Here is a 15,428-nt window from a genome sequence, read left to right as displayed (position 1 = left end):
CTCCTGCTCAGCCGGCGAGCACCGAGGAGACCGGCAGGCTGGAGTCGGCCGGCAGGTCGAGCGACGACGGCGTGCGCCCACGGGCGACCATCTCGGCGCCCAGCGCCGCCACCATCGCGCCGTTGTCGGTGCACAGGCCCGGGCGGGGCACCCGCACCCGGATGCCGAGGCGCTCGGCGCGCTCCTCGGCGAGGTGGCGCAGCCGCGAGTTGGCCGCGACCCCGCCGCCGATGAGCAGGTGGTCGATGCCCTCGCTGGAGGCGGCGTCGAGCGCCTTGCGCACCAGCACGTCGCAGACCGCCTCCTGGAACGAGGCCGCCACGTCGGCGACCGGCACCGGCTCACCGGCCCGCTCGCGGGCCTCGACCCACCGGGCCACGGCCGTCTTGAGGCCCGAGAAGGAGAAGTCGAAGCGGTGCCGCTCGAGGTCGCGGCGCGCCGTCAGCCCGCGCGGGAAGTCGATGGCCACGCTGTCGCCCTCGCGTGCCATCCGGTCGATGTGCGGCCCGCCGGGGAACGGCAGCCCGAGCAGCCGGGCCACCTTGTCGAAGGCCTCGCCCGCCGCGTCGTCGATGGTCTCGCCCATCGGGTCGACCCCGACGGTCACGTCCTCGACGCGCAGCAGGCTGGAGTGCCCGCCGCTGACCAGCATCGCCAGGCAGGGCTCGGGCAGCGGGCCGTGCTCGAGCTGGTCGACGGCCACGTGGGAGGCCAGGTGGTTGACGCCGTAGAGCGGCTTGCCCAGGCCCAGCGCGAGCGCCTTGGCGGAGGCGACCCCGACGAGCAGCGCACCGGCCAGGCCGGGCCCGTTGGTCACCGCGATCGCGTCGACGTCGTGCAGCGAGATGCCCGCCGTCTCGCAGGCCCGCTCGATCGTGGGCACCATCGCCTCGAGGTGCGCCCGGCTGGCCACCTCGGGCACCACGCCGCCGAAGCGGGCGTGCTCGTCGACGCTGCTCGCGACCGCGTCGGCCAGCAGCGTGTGGCCGCGCACGATCCCGACCCCGGTCTCGTCGCAGGACGTCTCGATCCCCAGCACCAGCGGTTCGCTCACGCGGCTCATCGTCGCACGCGAGCCCACCGGCCCCGCGCCCAGATCGTCACCGGGCCCCGGGCATGATCTGGCCGTGCAGGAGATCTCGGTCGAGCAGCTGGTCACCACCTCGCAGCACCGCTTCGTGCGGCACCAGGTCGACCCGGCCCTGGCCCCGCGCGCCTGGGTGGCGGGGGCCGCGGCCGTGGTCGAGAACCACCCACGCTGGACCGGCCCGGCCCCCGGCCCGCAGATGGTCTGCCTGGGGCCCGCCGAGGCCCTCGCGCCGTTGATGGCCGACGTCGCCGCGCGGCACCCGCGCCCGTGGCGGATCACCGTCGAGGCGGCGGCGTACGACGCCCTGCCGGCGGGCTGGGAGCACGACGCGGCGACCCGCTGGGACTGGATGCTGACCCGCGAGCAGCCCACCGAGCCGACCCCGCAGGTCGTGGAGGTCGGGCGTCGCGACGACCTGGTCGCCCTGCTCGACACGGGCAACCCCGGCTCGTTCGCGCGCCCCGACAGCCCCGGCGTCGAGGCCTGGCTCGGCGTCGTCGAGGGCGACCGGCTGGTCGCCGCCGGCGCGCTGAACCGCCAGCACGACGGCACCGGCCAGCTGCGCGGGATCACGGTGCTGCCCACCGAGGAGCGGCGCGGCCTGGGCCGCCTGGTCTCGACCGCCCTGACGCGGCGCGCGCTCGCCGGCGCCTCGGGCACCGCCAGCCTCGGCGTCTACACCGACAACGCACCCGCGATCCGCCTCTACGAGCGGCTCGGCTACCGCACCGTCCACACGTTCCGCTCGGCCGTGCTCTCCTAGGAGCCGCCGCAGGCCGGGCCGAGACCGCGGCGCAGCACCACGGCGGTGGCCCCGTCGCGGTAGTAGCGCCGGCGTCGGTCGACCTCGACGAAGCCGCGCGCGGCGTAGAAGGACAGCGCCCCGGCGTTGTCCTCGCGCACCTCGAGCAGCAGCCGGTCGGCGCCCCCGGCCCGGGCCGCGGCCACGACGGTGTCGAGCAGCGCGGTGGCCAGGCCGGCGCGACGCTGCTCGGCGTCGACGGAGATGCGCTGCAGCTCGGCGATGTCGCCGACCACGCTGAGCACGGCGTGCCCGGCGACCACCGGACCCGTCGGGGTCTCCACCTCCGCGACCAGGTAGGTCGCGTAGGGCACCCGGCCCTCGACGCCCTCCTGCAACAGCCCCGGCGGCCAGGCGTCGGCGCCGAGGTTGTCGTGCTCGAGCGAGACGAGCGCCACCAGGTCGTCGGGGCGCGCCTCGCGGACGGTCACGAGACCGTCTTGCGGCTGCGCGTGACCTCCGCGTCGGGGCGGCGCAGGTACATCGGCTCGGGGTCGAGCAGCTCGGCGCGCTCCTGCGCCACCACCCGCGCCAGCCAGCCGGCGCTGGGCCGCTGCGGCCCGACCGCGAGCGGGAACGCCTCGGGGTAGAGCAGGGCGCCCTCCCCCACCACGGGCAGGTCGGTGGCCAGCTCGGCGGGCTTGTCGACCACCGGACCGTCGAGCCGCGTGCCGTCGGCGTCGTACGACGCGAGGTAGACCTCCTTGCGGCGCGCGTCGGTGGCGACCACGAAGTCGCGGTCGACGGCGCCGGTGTCGACGGCCTCGACCGCCAGCACGTCGAGGGTGCAGACGCCGTAGACCGGGATCTCGAGCACAAAGGCCAGGGTGCGCGCGGTCACCAGCCCGACCCGCAGGCCCGTGAACGGCCCCGGGCCGACCCCCACACCGATGGCGGTGAGGTCCTGGCGGACCACCCCCACCTGGCGCATCACGGCGTCGACGAGCGGGGCGAGCTGCTCGCCGTGCTTCATCGCCCGCTCGGCCTCGAGCTCGGCGACCACGTCGGAGCCGTCGTGCAGGGCCACGGCCACCCGCGGCGTCGCAGTGTCGAAGGTCAGCAGCATGAGCGGCAGGCTAGCCCGGGTCAGCCCGCGCGGCGCCCGGCGGCCCGCTCGGCGTAGGCGCTGGCGGCGGCGTGCACGGCCGCGACGTACTCGTCGGAGTGGTTGTAGGACAGCACCGCGCTGGCCCAGCCGTCGCCCCGGGCCAGGTCGCGCCCGCCGGCGCACAGGTAGCGCGCCGCGGTCGCGGCGGCGTCGTCGAGGTCGTGCGGGTCGATGGTGCCGTCGCGGTCGCCGTCGGCGGCCCACGGCTCCCACGACGAGCGCAGGAACTGCATCGGACCCACGGCGTGCTCCCAGGTCGCGTCGCCGTGCCAGGCGCGGGAGGCGGCCGTGGAGCGGATGGCGGCGAAGTCACCGGAGCCGTCGAGGGCCGGGCCCAGGATCGCCGACGAGGAGCGGCCCTCGGCGTCGATGGTGCGCCCGCCCAGGGTGCCGTGCTGCGACTCGATCCAGCCGATGCCGGCCAGGGTGGTCCATCCGACCTCGCACCCACCGACTCCCGAGAGCTGGGCGTCGGCGTAGGCCCGCAGCGCGGGCGACGGGATGCCGGTGGCCCGGCTGGTGCGGCGCAGCCAGTCCTCGTCGACGAGCTGGGTGCGGCGCACCGCGGTGCCGGGGTCGGCCTGCGGGGGCACCGGGGCGCCGACGTACGCCGCCGGCGGGGTCAGGTCGACGGTGCGCTCGGGGGTGTAGAGCCGCGACAGCGCGAAGGCGGCGCCCGACAGCGCCAGCAGCAGGCAGGAGAAGAGCACGATCGAGCGGGGGCCGGAGATCACGCGGCGCCCGCCTCGCCGAGCGGGAGGCCGTGGCCGGCCAGGGCCTCGAGCAGCACGTCGTGCCCCTCGTCGAGGTGCCAGTGCACGGCGTGCAGCCCGACCGCACGCGCGGCCTCGACATTGGCGGCCACGTCGTCGACGAAGAGCACCTGCGCGGGGGCCGCCCCGATCCGCTCGACAGCGATCTCGAAGTACGCCGGCTCGGGCTTCTTGGTGCCCAGCTCCCACGAGTAGCAGGAGACGTCGAAGTGCTCGTCGTAGCCCAGCTCGGTGCGCATCAGCTCGGCCCGCTGGCGGTGCTGGTTGGTGCCGAGGTGCACCCCCAGACCAGCCTCGCGCAGCCGCCCGGCCAGCGCCAGCGACTCCTCGGAGACGGCGATGTCGCGCCACAGCGCGTCGTAGAGCTCGCCCGGCGCCACGTCGGCGTACGCCGGCACGATGCGCTCGAGGGCCTCGACGAAGTCGCCCTCGCCCCGCAGCGGACCCCGCTCGGCGCGCCACAGGGCGTGCGCGAGCTCCTCGGCACGCTCCCCGGCCCAGGCGCTGAGCAGCCCTACGGGGTCGGGGGCGCTGCGCTGCAGGACGCCGTCGGCGTCCAGCAGCACGTGCTCGACGGTCACGGCCGGCGGCTCACTCGGTGCCGTGGGCGGCGATGAAGGCCAGGATCTGCTCGCTGAGCTCGGGGCGGCAGACCACGAGGTCGGGCAGGTAGACGTCGTCCTGGTTGTAGACCAGCTCGCTGCCGTCGACGCGCGAGGTGAACAGGCCGGCGGCGCGGGCCACGGCCACGGGGGCGGCGGAGTCCCACTCGTACTGCCCGCCGGCGTGCACGTAGGCGTCGGCGACGTCGCGCACCACCGACATCATCTTCACCCCGGCCGAGCCCATCGGCACCAGCTCGGCGTCGATCTCCTCGGCCAGCGCCTGCACGAAGGCCGGCGGGCGGCTGCGCGAGACCGCGATCCGCGGCTTCTCGGAGGTGCGGGGCGGCACGACCGGGGCCTGCCCGGTGTTGAAGGTCTCGCCGAGCTCGGGCTGCGCGACGGCGCCGGCGACCAGGGCGCCGCCCTGCCACAGCGCGACGTGCACGGCCCAGTCGTCGCGCGGCGGCTCGGAGAACTCACGGGTGCCGTCGAGCGGGTCGATGATCCAGACCCGGTCGGCCGACAGGCGCGCCTTGTCGTCCTTGCCCTCCTCGGAGAGCACGGCGTCGTCGGGGCGGTGCTGGGCCAGCAGGTCCATCAGCAGCTCGTGGGCGGCGGCGTCGCCGGCGTCCTTGAGCTCCTTGCCCTCCAGGCCCTCGGCACGCACCTCGAGCAGGCGGCGGCCGGCGGCCTCGGCCAGCCAGGTGGCCAGCACGTGGTCGTCAGCGGCGGGGGGCGGGGTTCCGGGCTCGAAAGTCACCAGCAGAGGGTAGCCGCGATCAGGAGTTGAAGCGCTGCTGGGTCTTCTCCAGGCCCTCGCCGACCAGGCACTCCACGGCGTCGGCGGCGGTGTCGACCACGAAGGGCAGCACCTTGCGCTCGGCCGAGGAGTAGTTGGACAGCACGAAGTCGGCGACGTCCTGGCGACCCGGGGGGCGGCCGATGCCGACCCGCACCCGGTGGAAGTCGCCGGTGCCCAGCGAGGAGCGCATCGACTTCAGGCCGTTGTGGCCGTTGTCGCCGCCGCCCAGCTTGACGCGCAGGGTGTCGAAGGCGATGTCGAGCTCGTCGTGGATCGCCACGACGCGCTCGGGCGGCACCTTGTAGAAGGTGGCCAGGGCCTTGACCGGGCCGCCGAGCTCGTTCATGTACGAGCGGGGCCGCGCCAGCACCACCCGGGGGCCGCCGGTGCCGGGCGCGCCGAGCCGTCCCTCGACGACGTCGGCGCGCCCGGACTTGTGGGCCCGGAAGCCCGAGCCGAGCCGGGACGCCAGCTCGTCGGCCACGAGGTAGCCGATGTTGTGCCGGTGCCCGGCGTACGTCGGGCCCGGGTTGCCCAGGCCGACGACGAGCCAGACGGCGCTGCTCGCGCCGCCGGTCTCACGCTCGTCGGTCATGGTGCTCCCCCGGGCCCGTCGCGATCACTCCTGCGAGTCGCCGGCCTCGGCGTCGCCGGACTCGTCGCCACCCTCGGTGGTCTCCTCGTCGCCCGACTCCTCGTGCTCGATGCCGGCCTCGGCCTCGAGCTCCTCGAGCTCGGCGTCGAGCGACGCCTGGCTCTGCTGCTGGGTCACGTTGACGACCAGGATGTCGCCGTCGGTGAGCAGCTCGGTGCCCTTGGGCAGCTTCAGGTCGGAGGCGTGCACCTGGGTGCCGACCTCGGCGCCCTCGACGTCGACCTCGACGAACTCGGGGATGTGGGTGGCCTCGGCCTCGACCGAGACGACCGAGTTCTCGAGGACCACGAGGGTCTCGGCGACGGCCTCGCCCACCACGTGCACGGGGATGTCGACGGTGACCTTCTCGCCGCGGCGCACGGCCACGAAGTCGACGTGCTCGATGAAGCGCTTGATCGGGTCGACCTGGACCTGCTTGGTCAGCGCGAGGTGGCTCTCGCCGTCGACGTCGATGTCGAGCAGGGCGTTGGCGCCGCCGTGCTTGAGCGCGAGCATGATCTCGTGGCCCGGGAGCGTGATGTGGGTCGGGTCGTTGCCGTGCCCGTAGATGACGGCCGGCACCTTGTCCTCGCGGCGGATCCGGCGCGCGGCGCCCTTGCCGAACTCGGTGCGGGCCTCAGCGGCGATCTTCTCGGCAGCCATGTGTGTCTCCTCGTGCGCTACAGCGGTGCGGGGTCCCGGCAGGACCCTCGCAAGGTCGGGTGGTCACCTGCGGGTGGGCCCGGACGCACGAAGCGCCGCGCCCGTCGGGATCACGACACAGCGCGGCGCGAGGTTCTCACAGCCGACCGCGTCGATCACGGAGCGACCGCGGACGGTCGGCTCCCTCGCCGAGGCAACCGCAGAAGTCTAGCCGCGGGCGCGCGGCGAGTGCCAATCCGCCCGGGTGCCTAGGGTGGCCCGCATGTCGCTCACCCTCGCCGAGGCCCGTGCCCGCTCCGCCCAGGTCTCCGACGTCTCCTACGACATCGACCTCGACCTGCGCGACCACGCGGGCGAGACCTTCGGCTCGACGACGACCCTGCGCTTCACCACCTCCGCGCCGAGCACCTTCGTGGAGCTCACCGACGCCCGTGACCTCGTGGTCAGCGTCGACGGCCGGCCCGTGGAGGCGGCGTACGACGGGCGGCGGGTGGGGCTCGAGGACCTGCCGGTCGGACGGCCGGTGGAGGTGCGGGTCGAGGCGCGGGTGCCCTACGTCAGCGACGGCGACGGGATGCACCGGATGACCGACCCGGTCGACGGCGAGACCTACGTGTCGGCCTACCTCTCGCTCGACATCGCGCAGCGGGTCTTCGCCTGCTTCGACCAGCCCGACATCAAGGCCACCATGGCCGTCTCGGTGGCGGCCGACCCGCGCTGGCAGGTGATCGGCAACGGACGCGTGACCTCGAGCGAGGCCGGGCGCTGGGTCTTCGCGACGACGCCGCGGCTGTGCCCCTCGCTGTTCGTGGTCTGCGCCGGGCCGTGGCACTCGGTGACCTGGGAGCACGCCGGGCTGCCGTTCGGCTGGCACGCGCGCGCCTCGCTGGCCGCCGAGCTCGACCGCGACGGCGACGAGCTGCGCGAGACCACGAACGACTGCTTCGACCACTACGCGACGCTCTTCGACGAGCCCTACCCCTTCGACTCCTACGACCAGCTCTTCGGGCCCGGGCACAACTGGGGCGCCATGGAGACCCCCGGCTGCGTGACCTACCGCGACGAGATGCTGCCGCGCGGGCGGGTCACCGACGACCAGCGCTCGCGCCGCGCGACCGTCATCGCCCACGAGATGGCGCACATGTGGTTCGGCAACCTGGTGACGATGCGCTGGTGGGAGGACACCTGGCTCAACGAGAGCTTCGCCGACTACATGGGCTACCGGGTCGCCGCCGACGGCGCCGGCTTCGGCGGCACGCTGGTGGTGCACGAGGCCACCCGCAAGCCCGCGGCGTACGTCGCCGACGAGCGCCGCTCGACCCACCCGGTGGCGCCGGCGCCGGAGGACGTGCCCGACGTCGACAGCGCCTTCACCAACTTCGACTCCATCTCCTACGCCAAGGGCAACTCCTGCCTGCGCCAGCTGGTGACCTGGCTGGGCGACGACGACTTCCTCGCCGGCGTCAACGCGCACCTGACCCGGCACCGCTTCGGCAACGCCACCCTCGACGACCTGGTCGAGGCCCTCGACGCGGCCTCGCCCCGCGACGTGCGCGGGTGGGCCGAGGTGTGGCTGCGCCGCACCGGCTTCGACACCGTGGTCGTGCGTCGCCGCGACGACGGGGTGCCGGTGCTGGTGCGCGAGGGCGTGCGGCCGCACCGCTTCTCGGTCAGCGCGCTCGACGCCGACGGCGTGCTCGTGGGGACCCGCCTGGTCGACCTCGCCGACGAGCAGGTGCCCCTGCCCGAGTGGGCCGACCTGGCGGTGGTGCCCAACAGCCAGGGCGAGACCTTCGCCCGGCTGCGCCTCGACGACCTCTCGGCCGCGACCGTGGCCGAGCACCTCGGTGACGTCGACGACGAGGTCACCCGCACCGTGCTGTGGGCGCACGCCTTCGACGAGGTGCGCACCGGTGCGCTGGCCCCGGCCGGCTTCCTCGACCTGGTGGAGCGGCACCTGCCCGGCGAGCAGCGCCCGGCGCTGGTCTCGGCGGTCCTCGACCGCGCGCTCGGCCCGGTGCTCACCCGCTCGACCCCGGCCGCCGAGGCGCCCGCGCTGGTCGACCGGGTCGCCGCGGCCTGCCGGTCGGCGCTGGCGGCCACCGACGACGACCAGGTGGCGATCGCGCTGACCCGTGGCCTGGCCGCGACCAGCCGCGACGCCTCCGCGCTGCTCGGGTGGCTCGAGGCAGGGCGCACCGACGCCGGGGTCGACCTCGACCCGGGGCTGCGCTGGTCGACGGTGGCGCGGCTCGCGGCGCTCGGTGCTCTCGACGAGGACGCGATCGAGGCCGAGCGGCAGCGCGACCAGACCTTCGCCGGCGAGCTGGGCGCCGCCCGCGCGCTGGCCGCCCGCCCCACCGCCGAGGCCAAGGCCGCGGCGTGGGCCACGATGAGCGCCCCCGACGTCTCGAACCGGGTCTTCGAGGCCTGCGCCCAGGGCCTGTGGGACCCCGAGCGCGTCGAGCTGTGCACGGCGTACGTCGACGCCTACCTGGCCGACTCCCCCGCCATCTGCGAGCGGCGCGGGCAGGGCTTCTCCCTGGTCGTGGGCCGCAACGCCTTCCCGGCGCTCGAGCTCAGCCCCGCGCAGCGCCGGCGCCTCGCCGACACCCTGGCCGCGGGCTCGGTGCCCACCGTGCTGGCCCGCCTCTGGAACGACCAGCTCGACGACCTGCCCGACCCGCCCCAGATCTCACGCTGACCCGGCCCGTTCTTCGCGCTGACCCGGCCCGGATCTCGCGCCGAGCCGGCCCGGACCCGCAGGTGCAGGTCCGGGCCGGGTCAGCGCGAAGTTCAGGCCGACTCGGCGCGAAGTTCAGGCCGACTCGGCAGGAAGTTTGGGCCGTGTCGGCGAGTGTGGGGCGGGTCGGCTATGCGTGGCCGTCGAACATCGAGGTGACCGAGCCGTCCTCGAAGACCTCGCGGATGGCGCGGGCGACCAGCGGGGCGATCGAGAGGATCGTCAGCTTGTCGAAGCGGCGGTCCTCGGGGATCGGGAGGGTGTCGGTGACGATGACCTCGACGGCCGGGCTGTTCTTGAGCCGGTCGACGGCGGGGTCGGAGAGGATCGCGTGGGTCGCGGCGATGACCACGCCCGCGGCGCCGTCGGCCACCAGGGCCTCGGCGGCCTTCACGATGGTGCCGCCGGTGTCGATCATGTCGTCGGTCAGGACGCAGATCTTGCCCGCGACCTCACCCACCACGCGGTTGGCGACGGTCTCGTTGGGCCGGTCGGTGCGGCGGGTCTTGTGGATGAAGGCCAGCGGGACGCCGCCGAGCTTGGCCGACCAGCGCTCGGCGACCTTGATCCGGCCGGCGTCGGGCGAGACCACCGCGAGCGGCTGGTCGCCGTACTTGGCCTTGACGTAGTCGGTGAGGATGGGCAGCGCCATCAGGTGGTCGACGGGGCCGTCGAAGTAGCCCTGGATCTGGTCGGCGTGCAGGTCGACGGCGATCAGCCGGTCGGCGCCGGCGGTCTTGAAGAGGTCGGCCATCAGGCGCGCCGAGATCGGCTCACGTCCACGGTGCTTCTTGTCCTGGCGGGCGTAGCCGTAGAAGGGCATCACCACGGTGATCCGCTTGGCGCTGGCGCGCTTGAGCGCGTCGACCATGATGAGGTGCTCCATGATCCACTCGTTGATCGGAGCGGTGTGGCTCTGGATCACGAAGGCGTCGCAGCCGCGCACCGACTCCTCGTAGCGGATGTAGATCTCGGAGTTCGCGAACTCGAAGGCCGAGGTCGGCACCAGCTCGGTCTCGAGGATGCCCGCGACCTCCTCGGCGAGAGCGGGGTGTGCCCGACCGCTGAAGACCATGAGGTTCTTCTCGGTGGTCTTCTTGTATCCGGTCACGAGCAGCTCCTGGGTCGCCGACGGGTGGGGTGCGCCCGACAGTCTGCCCCCCGGACGGTCGGCCGCGAAACCCGACACCGGCCTGCGGCGCCGCGTGTGACGGACCTGACGCGCAGTCTTTGCCTAGGCGGGTCCGGAGCCCTCGCCGGACCGCTGCGCGCGCTCGGCGGCCTCGGCCTGCGGGGTGCCCGCGCGACGCTGCTGGGCCCACTGCTCGATGACGCGCATGGGCCCCGCGCTGAGCGCCAGCGCACCCGCCGGCACGTCACCTCGTACGACGGTGCCGCCGCCGGTGCTGGCGCCGTCGCCGATCGTCACGGGGGCCACGAAGGTGTTGTTGGAGCCGGTGCGGGCGTGCCGCCCGATGGTGGTGCGGTGCTTGGCCACGCCGTCGTAGTTGGCGAAGATCGTGCCGGCCCCGATGTTGGTGCCCTCGCCGATCTCGGCGTCGCCGACGTACGACAGGTGCGGCACCTTGGCGCCCGCGCCGATGTCGGCGTTCTTGGTCTCGACGAACCCGCCGATCTTGCCGCCCGCGCCCAGGCGGGTGCCGGGCCGGAGGTAGGAGAAGGGGCCGACGTCGGCCTGCTCGCCCACCACGGCGAGCTCGGCGTGCACCCGGACGATGCGGGCGCCGGCGCCGATCTCGCAGTCCTTGAGCGTGCTGTCGGGGCCGATGACGGCGTCCTCGCCGACGACGGTCGCGCCGAGCAGCTGGGTGCCCGGCAGCAGCACCACGTCGGGGGCCAGCACCACGTCGGCGTCGATCCAGGTCGTGGCGGGGTCCATCACGGTGACGCCCTCGCGCATCCAGCGCTCCACGATGCGGGTGTTGAGCTCGCGACCGAGCTCGGCGAGCTGGGCGCGGTCGTTGGCGCCCTCGGTCTGGCGCACGTCGTCGATCGGGTGGGCACCGACGGTCAGGCCGGCCTCGCGCGCCAGGCCGAGCAGGTCGGTGAGGTAGTACTCGCCGTTGGCGTTGTCGTTGCCCAGGCGCGGCAGGGCCTCGTGCAGGAACGCGGCGTCGAAGGCCATGATCCCCGAGTTGATCTCGCGGACCTGGCGCTGCTCGGGCGTGGCGTCCTTCTGCTCCACGATCGCCACGACCTCGCCGTCCTCGTCGCGCACCACGCGGCCGTAGCCGAAGGGGTCGTCGACGACGCCGCTGAGCACGCTGACGGCGCGCTGGGCGGCCTCGTGCTCGGAGACGAAGGCGCGCAGGCTCTCGGCGGTCAGCAGCGGGGTGTCGCCGTAGGCGACCAGCACGGTGCCCTCGCGGGCGTCGGCCGCCTCCACCCCGACGCGTACGGCGTGGCCGGTGCCGGCCTGCTCCTCCTGCACCGCCAGCAGCGCCTCGGGGGCCAGCTCGGCGATGTGCGCGCCGACCTGGTCGCGCTGGTGACCGATGACCGCGACCACCCGGCGCGGCGCGCAGCCGCGGACGGCCACCAGCACGTGGCCCACCATGCTGCGCCCGCCGATCGGGTGCAGGACCTTCGCGGTCTTCGACCGCATCCGTGTCCCCCCGCCGGCGGCGAGGACGATCACGGTCAGGTCGTGCAGGACGGGGTCGGCCACGGGATCTCCGAATCAGCGAGGGAAGGAGCGGGCTCACTGTAGAGCCCGCAGGTGAAGCGCGCTCGGGTAGCGCGGTCCTCGCGACGTGGGAGCGAGCCGTCCCGACCGCGGTGGGGCTACTCGGCCGCGACCACGTCGATGAGGAACCACAAGGTGGCGTTGCCGGGGATGCTGGGCGGGCTGCCCTGGGTGCCGTAGCCGTAGGCCGGCGGGATCTGCAGCAGCACCCGGCTGCCGACCGGCACGCCGTCGAGGCCGATGCTCCACCCGGGGATCAGCCCGCTCAGCGGCGAGACGAGCGGCTCACCGCGCGAGTAGCTCTCGTCGAACGGCGCGTCGGCGTCGTACGTCGCGCCCAGGTAGTCGACCGTGACGGTGTCGGAGGGCTTCACGGCGGGGCCGTCGCCCTCCTCCAGCACGACCCGCTGCACGGGTGCGTCGAGCGCGGGCTCGTCGATGCCCTCGAAGTCGAGGCCGACGGGGTCGCCGCCCTCGGAGACCACGCTGGGCTGGCTGTCGGGCGAGGCGTCCTCGGCCTCCTCGCTCGACGGGGTCGGCGCGACCTCCTGCTCCTCCACCAGGTCCATCACCACGACGACGCTGTCGTCGGTGCCCAGCCCGAGGGAGTTGCTCTCGGCGTTGGCGCCGAGCAGGTCGGTGGGCGTGGTGACCGCCACGACCCGCGAGCCGTACGTCGCGCCGTCCATCATCTCGAGGAAGACCTCGCCGACCTGCTCGTCGTTGGGAATCGACTCCGGGGCGCCGTTGTCGTAGTCGCTGAAGACGTCCTCCTGCGTGCTGCCGTTGCCGACGTACACGTAGGTGCTCACGGTGGCGCCGTCGGCGATCTCCTCGCCGTCGCCCTCGACCAGGGTCTCGACCTGTGTCTCGTCGGGCTGCTCGATGGCCCCGCTCCACTCGGCGGTGAGGCTCTCGCCCACCTCGCCGGAGAAGCTGACCTCCTCGAGGCCGGCGGAGCCGGACGAGCCGGTCGCCTCCTCCGCGGAGTCGGACTCGGAGCCGCAGGCCGCCAGGCCGGACAGCAGGACGGCGGCGCACAGGGCGGCCAGGGGACGCGAGCGTCGGAGCACGGGCTTCTCCACATCGGAGGGGCGGGGGTCGGGGCGCGAGGGCCCCGGGTCGGGGTCGAACCTACGTCGCCGGGCCACGCCACCGACCGGGCGGGCTCCCGGCACACCCACGACGACGGGCCCCTACGGTGTGCCCATGACCGCTGTGGGAGACCCCGGACCGTTCTCGGCGCACCTCGGGTTCCGGGTGGTGCGCGCCGACCCCGAGGGCGCCGTGGTGGAGGCCGATCCCGGCCCCGAGCACCTCAACGGCGGCGGCATCCTGCACGGCGGCTACCTCAGCGCGCTGCTCGACAGCGCCACCGGCTGGGCGGTCCACGCCGCCGGCCCGGAGGGCATGGTCGCGCCGCACGTGCAGCTGAGCTCGCAGTTCGTGCGGGCCGGGGTGGCCGGGCAGCCGCTGGTGTGCACCGCGACCTGCACGAGCCGGGGCGGGCGGATCTGCACGACCCAGGGCGAGATCACCCAGGGCGGTCACGTCATCGCCCGCGCCATCGGCACGCACGCGGTGATCTCGCGGGGCTGAGCCACCGACCCCTGACCCGAGCTGAGCTCCCCGGGTAGGAGTCGAACCTACGTCGCTAGTCCTGATTCAAAGTCAGGCGGGCCCTGCCGGCAGACCAACCGGGGAATGAGGACACCACCCTAGGGTCCTCGCGGCCCGACGGGTGGGGGTGGTCGGGTCTAGGGTCGATCTCGTGGACCTGCCCGTGATGCCGCCGGTGCGGCCGATGCTCGCCAAGTCCGTCAAGGGTGTGCCCGACCCCGAGAAGCACGGCGGGCTGTCCTTCGAGCCGAAGTGGGACGGCTTCCGCTGCCTGCTGTTCAAGGACGGCGACGAGGTCGAGCTGACCAGCCGCAACACCAAGCCGCTGACCCGCTACTTCCCCGAGCTCGTCACGGCCGCGCGCGAGCAGCTGCCCGAGCGCTGCGTGCTCGACGGCGAGGTGTTCGTGGCGCTCCCGACACCCGACGGCGGCCAGCGCCTGGAGTTCGAGGTGCTGCAGGAGCGCATCCACCCCGCCGCCTCCCGCGTCGACATGCTCTCGGAGAAGACACCGGCCGGCTTCGTGGCCTTCGACCTGCTCGCCCTGGGCGACGAGTCGTACGTCGACCGGCCGTTCGCCGAGCGCCGCGCCGCGCTCGAGGAGGCCCTGGCCCACCTCTCCGACCCCGGGATCGCGGGGCCCTGCCACCTGACCCGCACCACCACCGACCCGGCGATCGCCGAGCAGTGGCTGGAGCAGTTCGAGGGCGCCGGGCTCGACGGCGTCGTGGCCAAGCCGCTCGGGGCGGCGTACGTCGAGAACGCCCGGACGATGCTGAAGATCAAGCACGAGCGCACCGCCGACGTGGTGCTGGCCGGCATGCGCGAGCACAAGACCTCCACGCCCGAGCGACCGCTGCTCGGCAGCCTGCTGCTGGGGCTGTGGAGCGAGGGCGACGACGGGCCGGTGCTGCAGCACATCGGCGTCAGCGCCAGCTTCACCGAGAAGCGACGCGCCGAGCTGTGGGACGAGCTCTCCGACCTGGCCTGCCCGATCGAGGAGCACCCGTGGGCGCGCTGGCACGACGGCGCGATCGCCAACCCCGACCGGGTGCCGGGCACCCAGAGCCGCTGGAGCGCCGGCAAGGACCTCTCCTTCGTGCCGCTGCGCCCCGAGCGGGTGCTGGAGGTCAAGTACGACCACATGGAGGGCCGCCGCTTCCGCCACACCGCGCACTTCAAGCGCTGGCGCGAGGACCGCGACCCGGCCTCCTGCGGCTACGAGCAGCTCGACGAGGTCAGCGGCTACGACCTCGACGAGGTGCTCGGACAGGGGTAGGCCCGCACCGCCGCAGGACTAGGATGGAGCCATGGCCGACTACGACGTCGTACTCCTGATCGAGAAGGCGCTCTCCACCGCCGACGCCACCCAGGTGCGCTCGCTGCACACCGAGCTGACGGCGGAGGGCGAGCGGGTGCGCTACCACGTGCTGCTGCCGCTCGAGGACGCCGCGGCGCGCGTGGAGGCCGCGATGGGCTCGCTCTCGGGCGGGGAGATGCTGGCCTCGCCGGCCATGACGATGTCGGAGATCGACCTCGACGCCGTGCGCCAGGACTGCCGCGAGCGCTCCGAGGCCGAGCTGGCCGCGACCCTGGAGCACCTGCGGCGTGCCGGGGCCGAGGCGACCGGGCGGATCATCACCGAGCCGCCGGTCGACGCGCTGGCCGCCGAGGTGGCCGCCGTCGACGGCCGCGAGGCCATCGTGCTGACCCGCCCGCACATCGTGGCCGAGCTCTTCCACCTCGACTGGACCTCGCAGGCCCGGCGCAAGCTGGGGGTGCCGGTGCTGCACCTGCTCGAGCACGAGACCTTCGACGAGCAGGCCGGCGGGCCCGAGGGCGTCAGCGGCTTCTGAGCGGGCGGCGTACGCCGGCTGGAGC

General features: G+C 74.0%; 16 protein-coding genes and 1 tRNA gene. 5 read left to right on the top strand and 12 right to left on the bottom strand.

What is annotated here, in order from left to right; translation table 11 throughout:
- Positions 1-7 precede the first annotated feature (7 nt).
- Positions 8-1,054, bottom strand: a complete 1,047-nt coding sequence (tsaD, locus tag QWJ41_RS13880) for a tRNA (adenosine(37)-N6)-threonylcarbamoyltransferase complex transferase subunit TsaD (protein WP_439117329.1) — start codon at positions 1,052-1,054, stop codon at positions 8-10.
- A gap of 73 nt (positions 1,055-1,127) precedes the next feature.
- Here tsaD and QWJ41_RS13875 point away from each other — a divergent pair, with 73 nt between their 5' ends.
- Positions 1,128-1,853 carry a GNAT family N-acetyltransferase gene (locus QWJ41_RS13875; RefSeq protein ID WP_302709006.1) on the top strand — a complete coding sequence of 242 codons (726 nt, stop codon included), beginning with the start codon at positions 1,128-1,130 and terminating at the stop codon, positions 1,851-1,853.
- Here QWJ41_RS13875 and QWJ41_RS13870 read toward each other — a convergent pair.
- Genes QWJ41_RS13870 through QWJ41_RS13840 form a run of 7 tightly spaced genes read right to left on the bottom strand, consistent with a single transcriptional unit; the run spans position 1,850 to position 6,477 of the window.
- Positions 1,850-2,323: a GNAT family N-acetyltransferase gene (locus QWJ41_RS13870; protein WP_302709005.1), complete on the bottom strand. Its 474-nt coding sequence runs from the start codon at positions 2,321-2,323 to the stop codon at positions 1,850-1,852. The two genes, QWJ41_RS13875 and QWJ41_RS13870, sit on opposite strands and share 4 nt — an antisense overlap.
- Positions 2,320-2,958, bottom strand: a complete 639-nt coding sequence (tsaB, locus tag QWJ41_RS13865) for a tRNA (adenosine(37)-N6)-threonylcarbamoyltransferase complex dimerization subunit type 1 TsaB (protein ID WP_302709004.1) — start codon at positions 2,956-2,958, stop codon at positions 2,320-2,322. Before tsaB ends, QWJ41_RS13870 begins: the two co-directional genes overlap by 4 nt.
- Before the next feature lie 20 nt (positions 2,959-2,978).
- A complete protein-coding gene (locus QWJ41_RS13860) occupies positions 2,979-3,734 on the bottom strand; it encodes a lytic murein transglycosylase (protein WP_302709003.1) in 756 nt (251 codons plus the stop codon).
- A complete protein-coding gene (locus QWJ41_RS13855) occupies positions 3,731-4,354 on the bottom strand; it encodes an HAD-IA family hydrolase (protein ID WP_302709002.1) in 624 nt (207 codons plus the stop codon). Before QWJ41_RS13855 ends, QWJ41_RS13860 begins: the two co-directional genes overlap by 4 nt.
- Positions 4,355-4,364: 10 nt before the next feature.
- On the bottom strand, positions 4,365-5,138 hold the full coding sequence (locus QWJ41_RS13850) for a 3'(2'),5'-bisphosphate nucleotidase CysQ (protein ID WP_193666962.1): 774 nt from the start codon (positions 5,136-5,138) through the stop codon (positions 4,365-4,367).
- 19 nt (positions 5,139-5,157) lie between these two features.
- The gene (gene pth, locus QWJ41_RS13845; protein WP_302709001.1) at positions 5,158-5,775 is read right to left on the bottom strand and encodes an aminoacyl-tRNA hydrolase; all 618 of its coding nucleotides are present in this window, start codon (positions 5,773-5,775) and stop codon (positions 5,158-5,160) included.
- A 24-nt stretch (positions 5,776-5,799) separates the two neighbouring features.
- A complete protein-coding gene (locus QWJ41_RS13840) occupies positions 5,800-6,477 on the bottom strand; it encodes a 50S ribosomal protein L25/general stress protein Ctc (RefSeq protein WP_302709000.1) in 678 nt (225 codons plus the stop codon).
- 262 nt (positions 6,478-6,739) lie between these two features.
- Between QWJ41_RS13840 and pepN the strand changes: the two genes are divergently transcribed.
- Positions 6,740-9,181 (top strand): aminopeptidase N, encoded by a 2,442-nt coding sequence (gene pepN / locus QWJ41_RS13835; RefSeq protein ID WP_302708999.1) that lies wholly within the window; start codon positions 6,740-6,742, stop codon positions 9,179-9,181.
- Between the two features lie 169 nt (positions 9,182-9,350).
- Here pepN and QWJ41_RS13830 read toward each other — a convergent pair whose 3' ends face one another.
- The 3 genes from QWJ41_RS13830 to QWJ41_RS13820 form a co-directional block, all read right to left on the bottom strand.
- Positions 9,351-10,331, bottom strand: coding sequence for a ribose-phosphate diphosphokinase (locus QWJ41_RS13830; RefSeq protein ID WP_302708998.1), 981 nt, complete (start codon positions 10,329-10,331; stop codon positions 9,351-9,353).
- Between the two features lie 123 nt (positions 10,332-10,454).
- Complete coding sequence (gene glmU, locus QWJ41_RS13825) at positions 10,455-11,909, bottom strand: bifunctional UDP-N-acetylglucosamine diphosphorylase/glucosamine-1-phosphate N-acetyltransferase GlmU (protein ID WP_302708997.1); 1,455 nt, start codon at positions 11,907-11,909, stop codon at positions 10,455-10,457.
- Positions 11,910-12,025: 116 nt separating this feature from the next.
- On the bottom strand, positions 12,026-13,111 hold the full coding sequence (locus tag QWJ41_RS13820) for an FKBP-type peptidyl-prolyl cis-trans isomerase (protein WP_302708996.1): 1,086 nt from the start codon (positions 13,109-13,111) through the stop codon (positions 12,026-12,028).
- 25 nt (positions 13,112-13,136) lie between these two features.
- Between QWJ41_RS13820 and QWJ41_RS13815 the strand changes: the two genes are divergently transcribed.
- The gene (locus QWJ41_RS13815; RefSeq protein WP_302708995.1) at positions 13,137-13,526 is read left to right on the top strand and encodes a PaaI family thioesterase; all 390 of its coding nucleotides are present in this window, start codon (positions 13,137-13,139) and stop codon (positions 13,524-13,526) included.
- A gap of 26 nt (positions 13,527-13,552) precedes the next feature.
- Here the strand turns inward: QWJ41_RS13815 and QWJ41_RS13810 are convergent.
- Positions 13,553-13,631 (bottom strand) — tRNA-Gln (locus QWJ41_RS13810).
- A gap of 67 nt (positions 13,632-13,698) precedes the next feature.
- On the opposite strand from QWJ41_RS13810, the gene QWJ41_RS13805 reads away from it, so the two are divergent.
- Together QWJ41_RS13805 and QWJ41_RS13800 are read left to right on the top strand one after the other, a co-directional pair.
- A complete protein-coding gene (locus QWJ41_RS13805) occupies positions 13,699-14,826 on the top strand; it encodes an ATP-dependent DNA ligase (protein ID WP_302708994.1) in 1,128 nt (375 codons plus the stop codon).
- Positions 14,827-14,857: 31 nt separating this feature from the next.
- Entirely contained in the window at positions 14,858-15,403 is a 546-nt protein-coding gene (locus QWJ41_RS13800; RefSeq protein WP_302708993.1) for a hypothetical protein, read from the top strand.
- Positions 15,404-15,428 lie beyond the last annotated feature (25 nt).

The sequence above is a fragment of the Nocardioides cremeus genome (assembly GCF_030518195.1).
Classification (GTDB): Bacteria; Actinomycetota; Actinomycetes; order Propionibacteriales; family Nocardioidaceae; genus Nocardioides; species Nocardioides cremeus.
Note: the sequence above shows the minus strand (reverse complement) of the source record. Positions and strands in the feature narration are given on the sequence as shown.